The organism is Streptomyces niveiscabiei (assembly GCF_001419795.1).
Lineage (GTDB): Bacteria > Actinomycetota > Actinomycetes > Streptomycetales > Streptomycetaceae > Streptomyces > Streptomyces niveiscabiei.
The window spans coordinates 1-17,623 of the sequence record NZ_LIRL01000539.1 but is presented as its reverse complement, the minus strand read 5'-3'; the positions used below and the strand labels follow the sequence as shown (position 1 = coordinate 17,623).

Annotated in this window: 12 protein-coding genes; 6 read left to right on the top strand and 6 right to left on the bottom strand. The window is 74.6% G+C overall.

What is annotated here, in order from left to right; all coding sequences use genetic code 11:
- From AOK24_RS25490 to AOK24_RS25475, 4 genes are all read right to left on the bottom strand, one after another.
- A partial coding sequence (locus AOK24_RS25490) for a TIGR02679 family protein (protein ID WP_055722410.1) occupies window positions 1-1,130 on the bottom strand: 1,130 nt, incomplete at its 3' end.
- 184 nt (window positions 1,131-1,314) lie between these two features.
- The gene (locus AOK24_RS25485; RefSeq protein ID WP_055722409.1) at window positions 1,315-5,403 is read right to left on the bottom strand and encodes a TIGR02680 family protein; all 4,089 of its coding nucleotides are present in this window, start codon (window positions 5,401-5,403) and stop codon (window positions 1,315-1,317) included.
- On the bottom strand, window positions 5,400-6,614 hold the full coding sequence (locus tag AOK24_RS25480; RefSeq protein WP_055722408.1) for a TIGR02678 family protein: 1,215 nt from the start codon (window positions 6,612-6,614) through the stop codon (window positions 5,400-5,402). Before AOK24_RS25480 ends, AOK24_RS25485 begins: the two co-directional genes overlap by 4 nt.
- Window positions 6,611-8,152, bottom strand: a complete 1,542-nt coding sequence (locus tag AOK24_RS25475) for a TIGR02677 family protein (RefSeq protein WP_055722407.1) — start codon at window positions 8,150-8,152, stop codon at window positions 6,611-6,613. Before AOK24_RS25475 ends, AOK24_RS25480 begins: the two co-directional genes overlap by 4 nt.
- A 207-nt stretch (window positions 8,153-8,359) precedes the next feature.
- Between AOK24_RS25475 and pflB the strand changes: the two genes are divergently transcribed.
- Together pflB and pflA are read left to right on the top strand one after the other, a co-directional pair.
- Entirely contained in the window at window positions 8,360-10,612 is a 2,253-nt protein-coding gene (gene pflB, locus AOK24_RS25470; RefSeq protein WP_055722406.1) for a formate C-acetyltransferase, read from the top strand.
- Window positions 10,609-11,343: a pyruvate formate-lyase-activating protein gene (gene pflA / locus AOK24_RS25465; RefSeq protein ID WP_055722405.1), complete on the top strand. Its 735-nt coding sequence runs from the start codon at window positions 10,609-10,611 to the stop codon at window positions 11,341-11,343. Before pflB ends, pflA begins: the two co-directional genes overlap by 4 nt.
- Here pflA and AOK24_RS25460 read toward each other — a convergent pair.
- A complete protein-coding gene (locus AOK24_RS25460; protein WP_055722404.1) occupies window positions 11,337-13,031 on the bottom strand; it encodes a SulP family inorganic anion transporter in 1,695 nt (564 codons plus the stop codon). The genes pflA and AOK24_RS25460 overlap by 7 nt on opposite strands.
- A gap of 196 nt (window positions 13,032-13,227) precedes the next feature.
- Between AOK24_RS25460 and AOK24_RS25455 the strand changes: the two genes are divergently transcribed.
- The 4 genes from AOK24_RS25455 to AOK24_RS25440 are packed head-to-tail and all read left to right on the top strand — an operon-like array spanning window position 13,228 to window position 16,588.
- Entirely contained in the window at window positions 13,228-13,815 is a 588-nt protein-coding gene (locus AOK24_RS25455) for a hypothetical protein (protein ID WP_055722403.1), read from the top strand.
- A gap of 52 nt (window positions 13,816-13,867) precedes the next feature.
- Window positions 13,868-14,713 (top strand): universal stress protein, encoded by an 846-nt coding sequence (locus tag AOK24_RS25450; protein WP_055722402.1) that lies wholly within the window; start codon window positions 13,868-13,870, stop codon window positions 14,711-14,713.
- 28 nt (window positions 14,714-14,741) lie between these two features.
- Window positions 14,742-15,764, top strand: coding sequence for a zinc-dependent alcohol dehydrogenase (locus tag AOK24_RS25445; protein ID WP_055722401.1), 1,023 nt, complete (start codon window positions 14,742-14,744; stop codon window positions 15,762-15,764).
- Between the two features lie 5 nt (window positions 15,765-15,769).
- Window positions 15,770-16,588 carry a universal stress protein gene (locus tag AOK24_RS25440; protein ID WP_055722400.1) on the top strand — a complete coding sequence of 273 codons (819 nt, stop codon included), beginning with the start codon at window positions 15,770-15,772 and terminating at the stop codon, window positions 16,586-16,588.
- Between the two features lie 148 nt (window positions 16,589-16,736).
- On the opposite strand, the gene AOK24_RS25435 is transcribed toward AOK24_RS25440, so the two are convergent.
- Window positions 16,737-17,507, bottom strand: coding sequence for an MBL fold metallo-hydrolase (locus AOK24_RS25435; protein ID WP_055722399.1), 771 nt, complete (start codon window positions 17,505-17,507; stop codon window positions 16,737-16,739).
- Between the last annotated feature and the right edge of the window lie 116 nt (window positions 17,508-17,623).

The following is a 17,623-nucleotide window of genomic DNA, read 5'->3' as shown; positions in this document are numbered from 1 at the left end:
GACAGGCCGGTCAGGGGCGGGGCCAGGGGAGCGGCGGCGGCTGCGGCGCGGTAGTCGGCGGCGGTGTAGCGCCAGGGGCTGAAGGGGACGCGGCCCAGCAGGGCGCGGGCGATGCGCAGGCCGCCCCAGTCGAAGTCGCCGTGGTAGCGGAGGCGGGAGCCCTGGGCGTGGAGGTGGCGCAGCAGGGCGAGGGCGGCGGCCGAGGGCTGGCCCTGGAGGCAGACCAGGGGCGGGCATGCCGGGCCGTGGGTGTCGGCGGCGGTGGCGAGGACGGCCGGGTTCTCGCAGACGTGGACGACTGCGGGCGCCGTGCTCGGCGGGGTGCGGGTGAGCTGGCGCAGGGTCAGGACGGCCGGTTCGCCCGCTTCGGTCAGCCAGTCGAGGGCGGGCGTGCCGCGCAGGCCCACGGTCAGGACGGTTGAGGAGAGGGCGTCCCGCAGCAGACCGGCCGACGCCCACGCCTCACGGCGCCACTCGGCTCCGGTGCCGTCCGGGAAGCCGGTCAGGGCACGGACGCCGGACAGGACGAGGGTGGCGAGCGGGGTCCCGTCGTCGAGGGCGTGGGCGTCACCGAGCGTGCCGGCGGAGAAGGCGGCCAGGGACACGGCGGGGTCGGCGGGCAGTGCCCGCAGGGCTGCCGCGACGCCGGTGAGGAGCTGCTTCGCGGTGGGCGGGGTGCGCGCGAGGCGGCGTACGAGGCCCTCACCGCGCAACCGGTCGGCCCAGTCGGCGAGTTCGGGCGGGAGTGCGTTGAGCGGGGTGTACGCGTCCTGCCAGGCGCTCGCCTCCTGGGCGCGGACGTCGGCGAGACGCGGGACGGGGCCGGTGAGCGCGGTCACGGCCGGGGCGAGGCCCTCGGGGCTGACGCCGGAGCGGCGCAGGACGGCGTCCACCGCGTCGAGACGGACGGTCAGCGAGCCCGCGGCGCGCGGGGCGCGGCCCAGCAGGCGCTCGGCGGCGGCCCGTTCGGCGGCGCTGGGGGCGGCCAGGGTGACCGGGCCGGTGAGAGGTTCGTCCCGCTCCAGACGGCGGCGCACGCGCTCGACCAGCCAGCCGAGACCGGGGTCGCCCAGCAGCCGGGTGAGCCGGTCGCGGTCGACCTGCGGGCCGGGGAGGCCGGGCGTGCTCATGCGGACCGCGCTTCCTGGCGGGGGGCGGCCGGCAGCCGGCCGGGGCGGTCGCGGTCGGCATGCGGGCCGGGAGAGCCGGGGGTGCTCATGCCCGCCACCGTCGCGGGCCCGCCGGGCGTGAAGCTGTGCTTTGACCCGGTGCCGGGGACGCGCTCGGCCGGCGGGCCGCAGCCGTCGCGAGCGCTCACGTCCACAGCACCTCCTGGTCGGCGTCGGGCTCCCCACCGGCCGTGAGCCGGTGCTCGGGCTCGGCGCCCCGCAGCCGCTCGGCGCCGTCCCACTCCCAGCGGGTCACCAGGACCGCGGCGATCTCGTCGACACGGGACAGCTGGGCGATGGCGATGCCGGGGACCTGCGGATAGCAGGCCCATTCGCGTTCGGACGTCATGACCACGTCCAGGTCGAAGGCGTGCAGCAGTCCCAGGCACTTGGCGCGCGAGTCGTCGTCCACCCCCGCGAACGCCTCGTCCAGGGTGACCAGGCGCGGGGCGTCGGGGGCGGCGGTGGCGTAGTGGGAGGACGCGGCGGCGAACAACGGCACGGACATGGCGAGGACACGCTCGCCGCCGGAGGCGGGCCCGGTGGCGGGCACCCAGCTGCCGTGCTGGTCGCGCTCGACACCGAACTCGTGCCAGGCACGGTAGTCGAGCGCCGCGGTGAGCACCTCCAGCCAGCCGCCCGCCGCGTCGTCGCTCTGCCGGCGGGCGATCTCGGCCTGGAGGAACTCCCCGACCGCCGCCCGCTCCTCGGGCGCCCACGCGTCCGCCGACTGCCGCAGCCGCTTGCGGGCCTGCTCAAGCCCGGCCGGCGCCTTGCGCGAAGGACGCCACACCAGCCGCAGCCGCATACCGGTGGACGTGGGCCGCTCCTTCAGCTCGGCGTTCATCGCTCCCACCTGCCGCTCGGCCGCCTGGATCAGCTCCTGCAAGGTCCCCGCGACCTCGGTCAGCAGGTGGGTCTCCAGGATCTCGCGTTCGTGCGCGGACAGGATGCGCGCCAGCTCGGCCACCTCGGCGGCGAGGGCCCCGGCCAGCTCGGGGACCGTCCGCCGTCGGCCCTGGTAGACGATGTCGACGACCATGCCGTCCTCCACCATGGTCGCGGTGGCGGTGTGGCCGCCGCGCGAGAGGGCGTCCTGGAGCTTCTTGTACTCCTCGCTCAGCCGCTTCTGCACCCGCTCCCAGGCCCCGTGGGAGTCGTCGGTGGACGACAGGTCCGCCTCGACGGCGCGGGCCAGCGCGATCGCCGGGGTCGCCGCCCACGGCCCGCCGTCCGACGCGGGCACGGCCACCTCGGGCAGGGCGACGGCCAGCAGACCGGTGCCCGCGAACCGCTGGAGCGCGGCGACGGCCTCCGCACGGGAGGCGGCGGCCTCGTGCACGTCCTTGGCCAACTGCTCGATACGGCCCTCGGCGTGCCCGACGCGGCGTCCGGCGGCGGTGTGCTCCTCGCGGGAGCGGCGCTGGTCGCGCTCGCACGCCGCGAGCGCCTCGGCGGTGGCGGCCAGGAGCCGTTCCAGTTCGGCGACGGCGGTGCCGACCGTGGCCCGCAGCGTGGTGTGCCGTTCGTCGGCGGTGGTCGCGAGGCGGGCCGACTCCTCGGCGCGCAGCGCCAGTTCGGCGACCCGCTCGCCCGCTCGCCCGGCCTCCGCGCGCTCCTCGGCGACGGCGCGTGCGGCGTCCGCCCGTTCGCGCAGGGCGGGCCACAGAGCGGCGAGGACGGCGGTGTGGTCGGCCAGTGCCCGGCGCACAGCCGTCAGGCCCGGCCGGTCGGCGGGCAGGTTCACGGCGGCGGCCGTGTCGGTGAGTTCGGTGGCGGCCCCGGCCTCCGCTCCGGCCGCCTCGGCCAGTTCCCCGGCGCGTTCGTCCTGGCGGGCACGGGCCCGGTGGGCGGCCTCCGCCGCGGCCGAGGCCAGCGCGTGCGCGTGCCGCAGGGCGGCGTCGTCGGGGACGGCGGCCAGCTCGGCGTCCAGGGTCCGGCGGCTGCGGGCCACCTCGGCCCGCTCCGCCTCCGCCGCCTCCACCTGGCCCGCGACGACGCCGAGTTCCTCGCGCAGGACGGCCATCCGGGCCCGGCGCGCCGCCTCGCGGGCGCCCTCACCGACGTACGCGGCACTCTCCTTCGACCAACTGCCCCTCAGGGCGCCGACCCGGAAACGGCCGTCCGTCGCGACCCAGGTGTCGCCCGCGCTGCCGGAGCCCAGCCCCACGGCGGCCAGGAGCCGGGCCACCGTCGGCTCGCCGACCTCGGCGGCCCGCGCGTCACCGTGGTCCACGGCCGGACGCAGCACCTCGGCGAGCGTGCTCCCGGGAAGCGGGTCACCCGGCGACACCAGCACGTCGTGCCCGTCGCCGCGCAGCGCGGTGCCGTCCGGGCACACCCAGGCGTCCAGCAGCCCGGACGCCTCCAGCGCCGCCTCCAGACCCGCGCGTTCACCGGCACCGACCTGGTCACGGAAGTCGACGAGACGCCACAGCGGAGCCCCCGGAGCCCGGTCGCGCACACCGGGGGTACGGGTGTGCGGCGCCGCGGGCCCGCGCCGGCCGCCCGCCTCCAGGTCGCCCAGTTCCCGTTCGGCCTCGGCGCGCCGGGCCTCCAGGCCGGCCAGCCGCTGCCCGAGCGAGGCCGCCGCGTCGGCCAGGTGCGCGGCCCGCGCGCGATGGGCGTCGGCGGTGTGCACGCGCGCGGGGGAGGGGCCGCGCAGGTGCGTGACCCAGTCCTGGAGGGAATCCAGCAGGCCCACCGGATCGGCGGGCGCCAACTCCTCGCACACGTCCAGGTGTTCACGGACCGAATCGACCAGCTCCCGGCCCGTCTCGGCCGCGGCCGACTCCGCCTGCGCCTGCCGCCGCGCGGTGTGCCCCGCCTCGCTCTGCGCCTCGTCCAGACGGCGGGCGGCGGCACGCCGCTCGGCCGCCGCCTCCTCGGCACGCGCCGTCAACTCCTCCACATGGTCGAGGGTGCGCCGCCTGCGCGCCACCGCCTCCTCGGCCACGCGCCGCAGTTCGGGCTCCGGCGCGCCCTCCGTGCGCACCTCGCCGTCGAGACGGGCGGCCGAGGCCGCCTCCCGCGCCCGGCCCAGGGTGTCCGCGACCTGCTCTTCGGCCGCTGTCAGCCGCCTCCCGGCCGTCTCGAAGCGGCCCAGCGCCCGCGTGTGCGCCTGGGCGGCCTGCTCCCGGTCCGCCTCGGCACGGCGCTGCTCACCGGCCGTACGGCGGGCCTCGGCCGCTGCCTGCTCCAGCTCCCGGGCACTGCGCATCTCGGGACCCTCGCGCAGCGCGGCGTCCTGCGCCGCGAGACGGGTGGCGCTCTCCTCCAGGTCCGCGATCCGCCCGGCGATCAGCTCCCGCTCCTCCTCGGCCCCCGCCCGGTCGCTCTGGGCCTGGGCGAGATCGCGGCCCAACTGCTCGTAGCGGGCGTGCTCGTGACGGGGCAGCCGGGCGCGGCGGCGGGCGGCGACCCGGGCGTAACGGCGGTAGTGGTCCAGGAACGCGGAGGCCGCCCGCTCCGCCTCACCGGCCGCCCGCAACTCCTCCTTCTCCTCGTCCAGGGAGCGGAACGCCTCGGCGACGTCGGCGATCACCGCCTGGTCCATCGGCGGCAGCGCCTCGGTCAGGGCACGCGACAGCGCCGCCTCGTTGGGCCGCTTCGACAACTGCGGCTGGCGCAACTGCACCAGCAGGTCCACCAGAGCCGCGTACCGGCGCTCACCCAGCCCGAACAGGGCCTCGTCCACCGCCCTGCGGTACGCCGTGGCCGTGTCGTACACCATGCCGTGCCCGGCGAGCGCCTCCGCGAGCCGGTCGCGCGACAGCGCGGTGCCGGTCGCGTCGAGCAGGCTGAGGTCCGCGCCGATCCGCTGGTCGGTGACGGCGTACCAGTGGCGGGCGATACCGCGCCCCGCCACCGCCTTGAGGCCGCAGGCGAGGGTGAGGAAGTGCTCTTGCCCGTCGGTCTCGTCGCGGCGGCCGAACTCGATCCAGGTGTAGCCGAGCCGCTCGGGGTGCGGATGCTGCCCGCCCAGCAGCAGGTTCCACTCCATGCGCTTGCCCGGGTCCGCGTCGGGCTCCACCCGGCGCGCGGACAGATCGCCGTCCAGCAGGAACGGCAGGGTCAGCGCCAGGACCTTCGACTTGCCGGTGCCGTTGTTGCCGCGCAGCAGCAGCCGCCCGTCGCGGAACCAGAACTCCTCGGTGTCGTAGTAGAAGAGGTCCACCAGGCCGATGCGCAACGGCCGCCACCGGCCGGGCGCGGGGGAGGGCAGGGCGGTCACGGTCGTTGCGCCTTTCGTGGGGATTCCTTGACGACGGTCTCGCCGACCGCGTACCGGGCCAGCGCCGGCAGCGGGGCAGCGCCCCCGGGGACGAGGGCGACCAGACCGAGCGCGGTCAGCTTGGCCAGCGCCAGCTCCACCAGCTCGCCCTCCGCGCCCGGCTGCCGGGCGCTCTTGGACCAGAACCCGCCGTGCTCGACCGCGAGTTCCGCCACCCGGCGCTCCAACTCGGCCCGGCTCACCGTGCCGTCCGAGGCCGCCAGGTGCTCGGCGAGCAGCAGGGTGACATGGCCGTGGGTGCCCTGCTCGGGCATCCGGACGTCGGTCAGGTCGTCCAGCGGGTCGACCATGGCGATCCCCTCGGCCCGTACCTCGGCGACCAGGCCGGTCAGCTCGGTGATCCGGGCGGCGATGAAGGCCCGCTGACGGGTCAGGTAGGCCAGCTCCTCGTCGGTGAGCTCGGCGTAGTACAGCACCGGGTCGTCCAGCAGACGCCGGGTCAGGCGCTGGCGGACGGCGCGGAAGCGCAGTTCGTCGCTGTCCAGGGCGCTCTCGGCGGTCAGCTCGGCCAGCCGGTCCTCGAAACCGCCGGCGCCGATCAGGGACGGGCCGCGCCGGGCGGCGAGCAGACCGGCCAGGACGCGGCGCTGGACGTCGTAGAGCACGTCGCCCGCCCCGCTGACGTAGGCGTCCTCGTCGCCGGCGACCCGCCGCAGCACCCCGTGGCGCAGGAGCAGGCGGACCACTGCCGCGAGGTCGAGGCGTTCGTCGCGGCGCTCCAGCGTGAACGCGATACCGGCGGCGGCCAGATGAGGATCGGCGGCGTCCAGGACCACCTGTTCGGCGAGCCGCCCCAGCGCGATCTGCGCCTCGCCCCGCTCCAGCGCGGCCAGCGCCAGGCACAGCAGCACATAGCGGCGCCGGGTGAAGGGGACGCCGGCCCGGGACGCCTCGCGCGCCGGATGCGTCGGGTCGGCCAGGGTGCCGGGCGCCCGGCTCAGCCGGGCCGCCTCCGCGTCCACCCGCAGCGGCCAGCCGGTGTTGCGGTCGAACCAGTCGCGCAGGTCGGCGGCGTGCCGGCGCACCAGCCGGAACGCGTCCGCCTGCGGGCCGTGCGCGAGCAGCAGCGGCTCCTTGAGCAGCGCGCGGGCGGCCTTGTGGAACTCGGCGGTGCGCCGGTTCTCCAGCACCTCACCCAGCGGTGTGGTCACGGGCGTCCTTCCACAGGGGCGATCTCGACGGTGTGGTCAGGGCCGCGGAAGACTCCGCCGGGTGTGCGTATCTCGGCCGTCGTCCCGTCGGGCAGAGCCGTGAGCCGGATCTCCATCGTGCCGTCGTTGCTGGTCGCCACGGTCGTCGTCGTACCGGGCCGCCAGGTGGCGAGGGCGTCACCCAGCAGCTGGAGGAAGAGGCGGAAGGCGAGCGGGTCCAGTTCGCCGAGCGCGGACAGCCGGGTGGCGCCGTCCGTCGCGAGGCGGGCGCGGGCCGCCGTGATCTCCCGCGTCTGCTGCGCGGCGATCTCGGCCAGGCGGTGCCGCTGCGCGGAGCGGTCCTGCACCCGGCGGGCCTTCCCGCGCCGCTCGTAGCTGCCCGTGCGGCGCAACTGCGGGCTGATGTGCAGCGGTTCGGCCTCGGCCCACGGGGTGGACGCGGCCACCGGGCGGGCCGTGCGCCGGTCGAGGGTGGCGGCGTCGACGGTGAGGTGACGTGCCGGGTACAGGCCGAACGCGGCCCGCCACAGGCGGTGGCGTGCCGCGTCGTCGGGGGCCTCGGCGAACCAGCGGGCCAGCGCGCGGAAGTCCGCCGAGCGGTCCGAGCGCCCGGCCCGCCGCTCGTTCAGCTGCCGGACCACCGACAGCAGCTGGGGTATCGCCCCGAGGGCACGGCCGCGCAGCAGCCGGGCCTGCGACTCGCGGCCGTCCGCCGACACGAACCAGGCGGCGAGCCCCGACCACTTCGCCGTCCACCGCCCGTACGCCCCGGCCTCGGCATCGACGGCCTCGTCCGGAGCGGCGTCGGCCGCCTCCCGCGCCGCCGCCAGGCGCAGCAGCGCGTCGACCCGGCCCCGCTCCTCCAGCTCGCCGATGAGCAGGGCGATCCGGCCGCCCAGGGTGATCAGGTCCTGGATGAAGCGTTCCAGGTACTGGATCAGCCGGTCCTTGTAGGCGAGGAAGACCTCGACGTCCACGTCGTGCAGGTCGATCGTGCGCTGCAACGACCCCATGAACGCCCGCGCGTTCTCCGCCAGCGCCTCGAACCGGGCGGTCAGCGCGGACAGGGCCAGGTGCGCCTTGGCCGCGTCCGGCTCACCGGTGAGCACCAGCAGGGCCCGCAGCTGCGTGACGATGTCGTGCAGGGCCACCGCCTGGAGTGCGCCGCGCCGCCCCAGCGCCTCGTCGTACACGGACAGCGCCTGCTCGGTGGCCTCGCCGGCCCGGGTGAGCTGGTAGATGAAGCGCTTGCGGTAGAAGTCCTCGACCGCCGTCACCCGGGACGTGTCCGGGTCCGCCCGCAGATTGCCCCAGCCGACGAGGCTGTCGAGGGCCTTGGCCACGGTGTCCTGGTCGGCGGGACGGTGTTCCGGCTCCAGCGCCGCGTGCACGTCCTCGGGCCGCAGGTGCACCGCGAAGCGCTCCTTGGCCGTGAGGAACACGCGCATCACCCGGCGGTAGAGGGCGGCGTTGGGCGCGGTGAGATGGGCGAAGGGAGCGTACTCGGCTCGGGCGGGTTCGGAGGGCGTCGACGTCATCGTGCGGACATTGTCCCTGACGCGGACACCGGTTCCGTAGCTGTGGCCAATGCGTCACCCACGGTGAATGCGGTTCGTCCAGTCCCCGGCCGCCCCAGGGCCGAACGGCCCCTCTCCCGGCCCTGACCGGCACTCCCGCGGAGATCACGGGCGACGGACCATCGAACTCGCAGGACATCAGCGGGAGGAACGAGGAGAGGGACGGCGATGACCGTGACCACGGCGGAACAGGGCCGGGCGGCCTGGCAGGACTTCGCGGGGAAGGGCTGGCGCGAACGCGTCGACGTCCGTGACTTCATCCAGGCCAACTACACCCCCTACGAGGGCGACGCGTCCTTCCTGGCCGGGCCCACCGACCGCACCCGGACCGTGTGGGAGAAGGTCAGCGCCCTGTTCCCGGAGGAACGCGCACGCGGCGTCCTCGACGTCGACACCGCCACCCCCTCGACGATCACCTCCCACGCCCCCGGCTGGATCGACCGCGACCGCGAGCTGATCGTGGGCCTCCAGACGGACGCCCCCCTCAAGCGGGCGATCATGCCCAACGGCGGCCTGCGCATGGTCGAGAACGGCCTGCGCGCGTACGGCTACGAGCCCGACCCGTTCGTCACGAAGGTCTTCGGGACGTACCGCAAGACCCACAACGACGGCGTGTTCGACGCGTACACCCCCGAGATGCGCGCCGCCCGCCGGGCCGGCGTCATCACCGGCCTGCCCGACGCCTACGGACGCGGACGGATCATCGGCGACTACCGGCGCGTCGCCCTGTACGGCACGGGCCGGCTGACCGAGGCGAAGAAGGCGGAGCGGGCCCTGCTGGACGCCCGCCCCTCCAGCCCCGACGTCATCCGCGACCGCGAGGAACTCGCCGAGCAGATCAGGGCACTGGGCGAACTCACCGCGATGGCCGCCTCCTACGGCTGCGACGTCTCCCGCCCCGCCGCCACCGCGCACGAGGCCGTCCAGTGGCTCTACCTCGGCTACCTCGCGGCGGTGAAGGAACAGAACGGCGCCGCGATGTCGCTGGGCCGCACCTCCACCTTCCTCGACGTCTACCTCCAGCGCGACCTCGCGGACGGCGTCCTCGACGAGACCCGCGCCCAGGAACTCATCGACGACTTCGTCATCAAACTCCGCATCGTCCGCTTCCTGCGCACCCCCGAGTACGACGCCCTCTTCTCCGGCGACCCGACCTGGGTGACGGAGTCGATCGGCGGCATGGGCGCCGACGGCCGCACCCTGGTCACCCGCACCTCCTTCCGCTTCCTCCAGACCCTGTACAACCTCGGCCCCGCCCCCGAACCCAACCTCACCGTGCTCTGGTCGCCCCGACTGCCCGCAGGGTTCAAGGAGTTCTGCGCGCGGGTCTCCATCGACACCAGCGCCGTCCAGTACGAGTCCGACGACCTGACCCGCCCCCACACCGGCGACGACACCGCGATCGCCTGCTGCGTCTCCGCGATGGCGGTCGGCCGCCAGATGCAGTTCTTCGGCGCCCGCGTCAACCTCGCCAAGGCCCTCCTGTACGCCGTCAACGGCGGCCGGGACGAGATGACCGGCGACCAGATCGCACCCCCGACACCCGCGCTGACGGGGGAGTACCTGGAGTACGGGGAACTGCTCGCGGCGTACGACAAGGTCCTCGACTGGCTGGCGCAGACCTACGTCAACACCCTGAACGTCATCCACTACATGCACGACAAGTACGCCTACGAACGCCTGGAGATGGCCCTGCACAACCACCCCGTGCACCGCTTCATGGCCTGCGGCATCGCCGGCCTGTCGGTCGCCGCCGACAGCCTCTCGGCCGTCAAGTACGCCCGGGTGAAGGTGTTCCGGGACGCCACCGGCCTCGCCGTCGACTTCCGCACCGAGGGCGACTTCCCCGCGTACGGCAACAACGACGACCGCGCCGACCGGATCGCCGTCGGCCTCGTCGAGTCGTTCATGGCGAAGGTGCGCCGCCACCCCACGTACCGGAACGCCGAGCACACCCAGTCCGTCCTGACGATCACCTCCAACGTCGTCTACGGCAAGCACACCGGCAACACCCCCGACGGCCGCCGCGCCGGACAGCCCTTCGCGCCCGGCGCCAACCCGATGAACGGCCGCGACCGGCACGGCGTCGCCGCCTCCGCCCTGTCGGTGGCGAAACTGCCGTACGAACAGGCCCGCGACGGCATCTCCCTCACCACGACCGTCACCCCCGAGGGACTGGGCCACAACCCGGCCGAACGCGCCGGGAACCTCGTCGGCATCCTCGACGCCTACACGGCCGGCGGTGGCTTCCACATGAACGTCAACGTCCTCGACCGCGCCACCCTCCAGGACGCCATGGACCACCCGGAGAAGTACCCGGACCTCACCATCCGCGTCTCCGGATACGCCGTCAACTTCGTCCGCCTGACCCGCGAGCAGCAGCTCGACGTGATCAGCCGCACCTTCCACGGATCGCTGTGACCGCCACGACCGGCCGGATCCACTCCTGGGACCTGTCCACCGGCGTGGACGGTCCCGGGACCCGGTTCGTGCTGTTCGTCTCCGGCTGCCCGCTGCGCTGCCTGTACTGCGCCAACCCCGACACCTGGCACCTGCGCGACGGCCGGGAGACGACCGTCGACGAGGTGATGGCCAGGATCGAACAGCACCGCCCCTTCCTCACCGCCTCGGGCGGCGGCGTCACCCTCACCGGCGGCGAACCGCTCCTCCAGTCCGCGTTCACCGGCGAGATCCTGCGCCGCTGCAAGGCGCTCGGCCTGCACACCGCCCTCGACACGTCCGGCTTCCTCGGCGCCCGCGCCGACGACACCCTCCTGGCCCGCACCGACCTCGTCCTGCTCGACATCAAGTCCTTCGACATCACCGCCTACCGCCGCCTGACCGGCGCCCCCCTCGCCCCCACCCTCACCTTCGCGACCCGCCTCGACCGCCTCGGCGTCCCGATGTGGATCAGATACGTCCTGGTCCCCGGCTGGACCGACGACCCCGACGCCGTCGACGGCCTGGCCCGCTTCGTCGCCGGCCTGAGCGCCGTGGACCGCGTCGACGTCCTGCCCTTCCACAAGCTCGGCGCCCACAAGTACGACACCCTCGGCATCCCCTTCCCGCTGCGCGACACCCCGGCCCCCGCCCCGGATCTCACCGAGAGCGTCCGCGCCCGCTTCCGCGAGCACGGGGTCCCCGCCTACTGACGCGCCTCCCAGGCCCGGTACGCGGCCACCGCCGTCGGCAGCGTCGGGAAGATCCGCTCCTCGCCGACCGACTCCACCAGCCCGTAGGCCCGCAGGTCGGCCAGCAGATCCTGCTTGACCCGCGCCAGCGCGAACACCACGCCCCGGCGGCCGAGTTCACGGCGCAGCTCGTCGACGGCGTCCAGCGCGGTGATGTCGACCTCGACGTTGGCCTCCGTGTTGAGGACGAACCAGCGGACGGGCGCGGTCTGTTCGTCGACGGCGGCCAGCGCCCGGCGCCGGAAGTCCTCCGCGTTCGCGAAGAACAAGGGCGAGTCGTAGCGGTACACCAGCAGCCCGGGAACCGTACGCGCCTGCGGAAAGTCGTCGACGTCGTGCATGCCGGCCACCCCCGGCACCAGCCCCTCCACCGCGTCGTGCGGACGCGCCACCCGGCTCAGCAGCTCTGCCACCGACAGCCCGACGGCCACGATCACCCCGTACAGGATGTCCAGCGCCAGCACCCCGGCCAGACAGCCCAGCGCCAGGAGCAGTTCGCGGCGGCGGAAGGACGCCAGGCGCCGGAAACCCGCCAGGTCGATCATCCGGGTCGCCGCGTACACGACGAGCGCACCCAGGACCGCCGACGGCATCCGGGTCAGCAGCGGACTCAGGAACAGCAGCACGGCCAGCACCACCGCACCCGCGACCAGCGCGTACGCCTGGCTGCGGGCGCGCGCCGAGGCCGCCAGCGCGGTACGGCTCGCACTGCTCGACACCGGGAAGCCGTGCAGGACGCCCGCACCGAGGTTGGCCGCGCCCAGCGCGAGGAACTCCTGATCGGCGTCGATCCCGGGACCGTCGCTGAACGCCCGCGCGGTCAGCACGAAGTCCGTGTAGGCGACCAGCAGCACGCCCAGCGCGGGCAGGACCAGGTGCGGCAGCCCGCCCAGGCCGGGCAGGGCCACGCTCGGCAGGCCGGACGGGACCTCGCCGATCACCTTCAGGCCGTACCGCTCGTCCAGGCCGAACACCGCGACCGCCGCCGTGGACAGGACGACCGCGAGCAGCGGGCCCGGGACGGGGCGCGGGGAGCGGGCCGCCAGGAGGAGGAGCGCCAGGGCGACGGCGGACAGGATCGCCGTCGCCGGGTGGACGTCCGGGACGTGGCGGACGAAGGACCACACCTGGGGGAGGAACTCCTCGCCCGAGGTGCGGACGCCGGTCAGCTTCGGCAGCTGGTCCACCATCATGATCAGGGCCACGCCGGTCAGATAGCCGACGAGGACCGGGCGCGACAGCAGGTCCGCGAGGAAGCCCAGCCGCACCGCGCGGGCCGCCAGGCACAGCAGGCCGACCGTCACCGCGAGGGCCGCCGCGAGCGACGCGTACCTCCCGGGATCACCGGCCGCGAGCGGCGCGACCACGGTGGCCGTCATCAGGGCGGTCGTCGACTCCGGGCCCACCGACAGCAGCCGTGAGGAACCGAACACCGCGTACAGCGCGAGCGCCGGCAGGATCGCCCACAGCCCGGCGACCGGCGCCAGCCCCGCCACCCCCGCGTACGCCATCACCTGCGGCACCAGATACGCGGCCACCGTGACCCCGGCGAGCAGATCGCCGGTCAGCCACGTACGCCGGTAGCCCCGCAGCGTGACGAGACCGGGCGCCAGCCGGTGCCATCGGGGGGCGCGTGTGTCCTTCGGCATCTGCTGCCTTCCGCCGGGATTCCTCATGATCCACCGTGGTGGGGCCGGAGGCGAGCATCGCGCCGAACGGTCCCGCAGGACAGGGCCGGTCGGCCCTCGGAGGCGGACTTTCGGCATCCGGCGGTGGTGACGCCGGGAGAGAAGGGTGATGCGTGTCGGACATCGACCCGCCCGTTCTCGAAGGGACACCATCGCCATGGCCGTGCACGAGCACTTCCACCGACTCCCCCTCCTCCGCACACGCGCCGGTGAGGCCGCACGCACACACTCCCCGGCCGCGTACGCGTTCGCGTCGTTGCGGCTGGTCACCGGGTTCGTGTTCCTGTGGGCGTTCCTCGACAAGACCTTCGGGTTCGGCTACGCCACCGCCTCGGGCAAGGGCTGGATCGACGGGGGCTCCCCGACGAAGGGGTTCCTGTCCCACGTCTCCGCCGGACCGATGGAGTCGACGTTCCACTCCTGGGCCGGGGACGCCTGGGCGGACTGGCTGTTCATGCTCGCCCTGCTGGGCATCGGCCTCGCCCTGACCGCCGGGATCGCCCTGCGCGCCGCAGCCGTCGCCGGCACCGCGCTGATGGCGTTCATGTGGATCGCCGAGTGGCCTCCGGCCAAACACCTCTCCGACGGCACCGCGAGCATGTCGACGAACCCGTTCGCCGACTACCACCTGGTCTACGCGATCGTCCTGATCGTCCTCGCCGCAGCCGCCGCCGGAGACGCCCTCGGCCTCGGACGCGCATGGGCCCGCCTCCCCCTCGTCCGCGACCACACCTGGCTCCGCTGACCCACCACCTTGCGAACGCACGCCCACCGCGTCCCTCAAGGAGACGAGCACCATGTCCCGTACCGTCACCGTCGGTCTCGACGGTTCCCCCGAAAGCCTCGCCGCCGCCGAATGGGCCGCGACGCTCGGACTCCCCCTGACGCTCGTCCAGGTCTGGGAACCGGTCCCCGCGCCGATGGCACAGGCCCCGCTCCTGGGCGCCGAGACCCACCAGCACTGGACCGACCGCATCCCCCGCGAAGCAGCCGCAGGCCTTCGCGAACGCCACCCCGGCGTCGAGGTGACCACCACGCAGGTCACCGGCCACCCCGCCGACGCCCTGATCGAAGCGGCGAAGGACGCCGAACTCCTCGTCCTGGGCTCACGCGGACTCGGCGGGACCGTCGGCTTCCTGCTCGGCTCCGTCGGCCTCAGCGTCCTGGCCCACACCCAGCACCCCGTGGTGTTCGTCAAGAAGGACCCGCAGATCTCCCCCGGCCCGGTCGTCCTGGGCCTGGACACCGACCGCCCGGACGCCACCCTCCTCACCTTCGCCTTCGAGACGGCCGCCCGCCGCGCCGTCCCCCTGCGCGTGGTGCACGCCTGGAACCCGCCCCCGTACATCGCCTATGGCACCCCCGCGGACCCGACCCTGCACGAAGCCCTCCTGCGGGGCGACGCCGAGAAGCTGGCCGAGGTCCTGAAGCCCTGGCGCCGCGACCACCCCGGCGTGGAGGTCACCGAGCAGGTCCGCTACGGCAACCCGGCCGTCCGGCTCGTGGACGCCGCCCGCGATGCGTCCCTGGTCGTCGTCGGACGCCGTGCCCGGCACAACCCCTTCGGCACCCACATCGGCCACGTCACCCACGCCGTCCTGCACCACTGCGCGGCCCCCGTCGCCGTCGTCCCCCACGACTGACACACCCCCCGGAGAAGAGGAATCCCCCATGAAGGCAGCGGTCGTACGAGCTTTCGGCGCGCCCCTGGTCATCGAGGAACGCCCCGACCCGCAGCCCGGCCCCGGCCAGGTCCGCGTCAGGGTCGAGGCGTCCGGGCTGTGCCACACCGACATCCACGCCGCGCACGGCGCCTGGCCGGTGAAGCCGACCCCGCCGTTCGTCCCCGGACACGAGGGCGTCGGCCTGGTCGAGGCGCTCGGCGAGGGCGTCAGCACGCTCACGGTCGGGCAGCGGGTCGCCGTACCGTGGCTGGGCCGGGCGTGCGGGCGGTGCGAGCACTGCCTGTCCGGGTGGGAGACGCTGTGCGAGCAGCAGATCAACACCGGGTACGGCTGCGACGGCGGGTACGCGGAGAAGATGCTCGCCTGGGCCGACTTCGCGCAGCCGGTGCCCGAAGGGGTCTCGCCGTTCGACGCCGCCCCGCTGACCTGCGCGGGCGTGACCACGTACAAGGCCCTCAAGGTCGCGGGCGTACGGCCCGCGCAGCTCGTCGCCGTCTCCGGCGTCGGCGGGCTCGGGCACCTCGCCGTGCAGTACGCCAGGCTGGCCGGGGCGACCGTCGCCGCGATCGACGTCACCGACGACAAGCTCGACCTCGCCGCCCGGCTCGGCGCCGACCTCGTCATCGACGCCCGCAAGGAGGACGTCGGCGAGGTCCTCAAACGGCACGGCGGAGCCCACGCCGCGATCGCCCTCGCGGTGAACGACGCCGCCTTCGAGGCTGTGGGCGCCGGGCTGCGGCGCGGCGGCAAGCTCGTCATGGTCGCCCTGCCCGCGCACGGCACGGTCCGCCTGCCGATCTTCGACACCGTCCTCAACGGCATCAGCGTGATCGGCTCGATCGTCGGCACCCGGCAGGACCTCGCCGAGGTCTTCCGACTGCACGCGGCCGGGCGTACCGAGGTCCGGTACGAGACGCGTCCGCTGGCCGACGTCAACGACGCGATCGACGCGGTACGGCGTGGCGAGGTCACGGCGCGGATCGTGTTCGACCTGGGCGCGGGGCGGTGAGGACGATGACACTCCCGGTCGTCGCCGGCGTGGACGGCTCCGCGTCCAGCCTGCGCGCCGTCGACTACGCGGCCGACGAAGCCGCGCTGCGCGGCGCCCCGCTGCGCCTGGTCCACGCCTTCCTGTGGGGGCGCTACGAAAGCTCCGGACACATCGCCGCCGACGACATCCTGCGCACGGCCGAACGCCGGGCGGCCCTGCGCCGGCCCGACGTCCCGGTCTCGCTCGACGTCCTGCCCGAGGAACCCGAGTACGCGCTCGTCCGCGCGGGCCGCGAGGCGTCCCTCCTGGTCGTCGGCACCCGGGGACGCGGCGGACTGGCGGAACTGCTCCTCGGCTCGGTCAGCCTGGCCGTCGCCGCCCGGGCCGGCTGCCCGGTGATCGTCGTACGCGGCGAACACGACCCGCGGGGGCGTGTGGTGGTCGGCATCGGTGACCGGGGCACGGCCTCGGCGGCCCTGGACTTCGCCGTCGAGGAGACACGGCTGCGGCACGCCGCCCTGGACGCCGTACGCGCCTGGCGCTGCCCCGCCCGCGAATCCAGCGACCACCCGCTGCTCGCCGGGGAACCGGCGCGCCTGCACGAGCAGCACGCGGTCGAGATCCTCGATCAGGCGCTGAAGGACGCGCCCGCGGACGTCGGCCGCCGCACCGTCGAGGGCTCCGCCCGCACAGCGCTCCTGACCGCCGCCGAGGGCGCCGACCTCCTCGTCGTGGGCGCCCGCCGCCACCCGGGACACACCGGCCTCCAGCTCGGGCGTGTGGCCCACGGAGTCCTGCACCACAGCTCCTGCGCCGTGGCGGTCGTCCCCGAACCGGCCTGAGCACCCGCGCACCGGCCCGGGAACGCCTGCCCGACGCTCCCGGGTTCCCGCAGGCCGCGGCGGGAGCCGGCGTTCCCGTCACGGCCGCCGGGATCAGGGCCGCCGTCCTTGACCGGCCGGCGAGGCGATCGCGCTGCATGCGTCCGGCTCAGGGCTGGTGGCCCAGCTTCACGGTCATGGCGGGGTGCCGCTTGCTCAGGGCCTTCATGGCGAGCAGGCTGTCGCGGCTGGCGTCCCGTTCGGCCAGGAAGGTTCCGGGCTCGACGTCGTTGTCCCAGCCCCAGCGGGTGTGGCACACGTCGCCGGTCATCAGGGCCGGGCCGGCCGTAATGCGGGCGAGGCAGGAGACGTGGCCGGTGGTGTGCCCGGGGTGAGGATCGCGAAGGTGGTTGTTGGTCCCCTGGGCGAACAGGTTCAGGAAGAGCGAAGCCTCGGCTTCGCGGGCGCCGGTGCAGATCGGGACGTCCGGGGGGAGGTCGAGGTGGAGGTGGGTCATGAAGACGCCCGCCAGCGGGACTCCTTGCGACGCGATGATCCGCGCGGTGCCCGGCTCGGCCCGCATCTTGTCGACGCCGCCGTACTTGCGGAGCATCGCCCCGACCCCCACGCCGGCCGGGTCGGCCACGAGGCGCTCGGCGACGCCGGTGTCCACCAGGAAGAAGCCGTGCTCGGGGTGGAGGACGACGTGGGTGTAGATCTGGATCGGCTCCTTGCGGTCCGTCAGCCCCGCCTGAACGGCCTTGGGGTGCTTCAGGTTGAGCAGCCCCGACAGGTTGGCCTCCCAGGGGGTGCCGAACGTCTTGAGCTCGACCGGGCCGGGCCGGCCGAGCAGGGCCTCCATGGCGGCGGAGCCGGTCGGCGTGCCGATCCGTGCCGGTGTCGTGCTGTGGGTGGTGGCCTTGAAGGTGAGCAGCTTCATGGGTGAACTCCTCTGCGTGGTGGACAACGGGGGCGTGGGGGAGCGGGCCGACCGGGCTCGGTGGCCGGGCCGGGCGGGTCCCCGGGGAGCCGGTGCGGGTCCCCGGGGACCCGGTG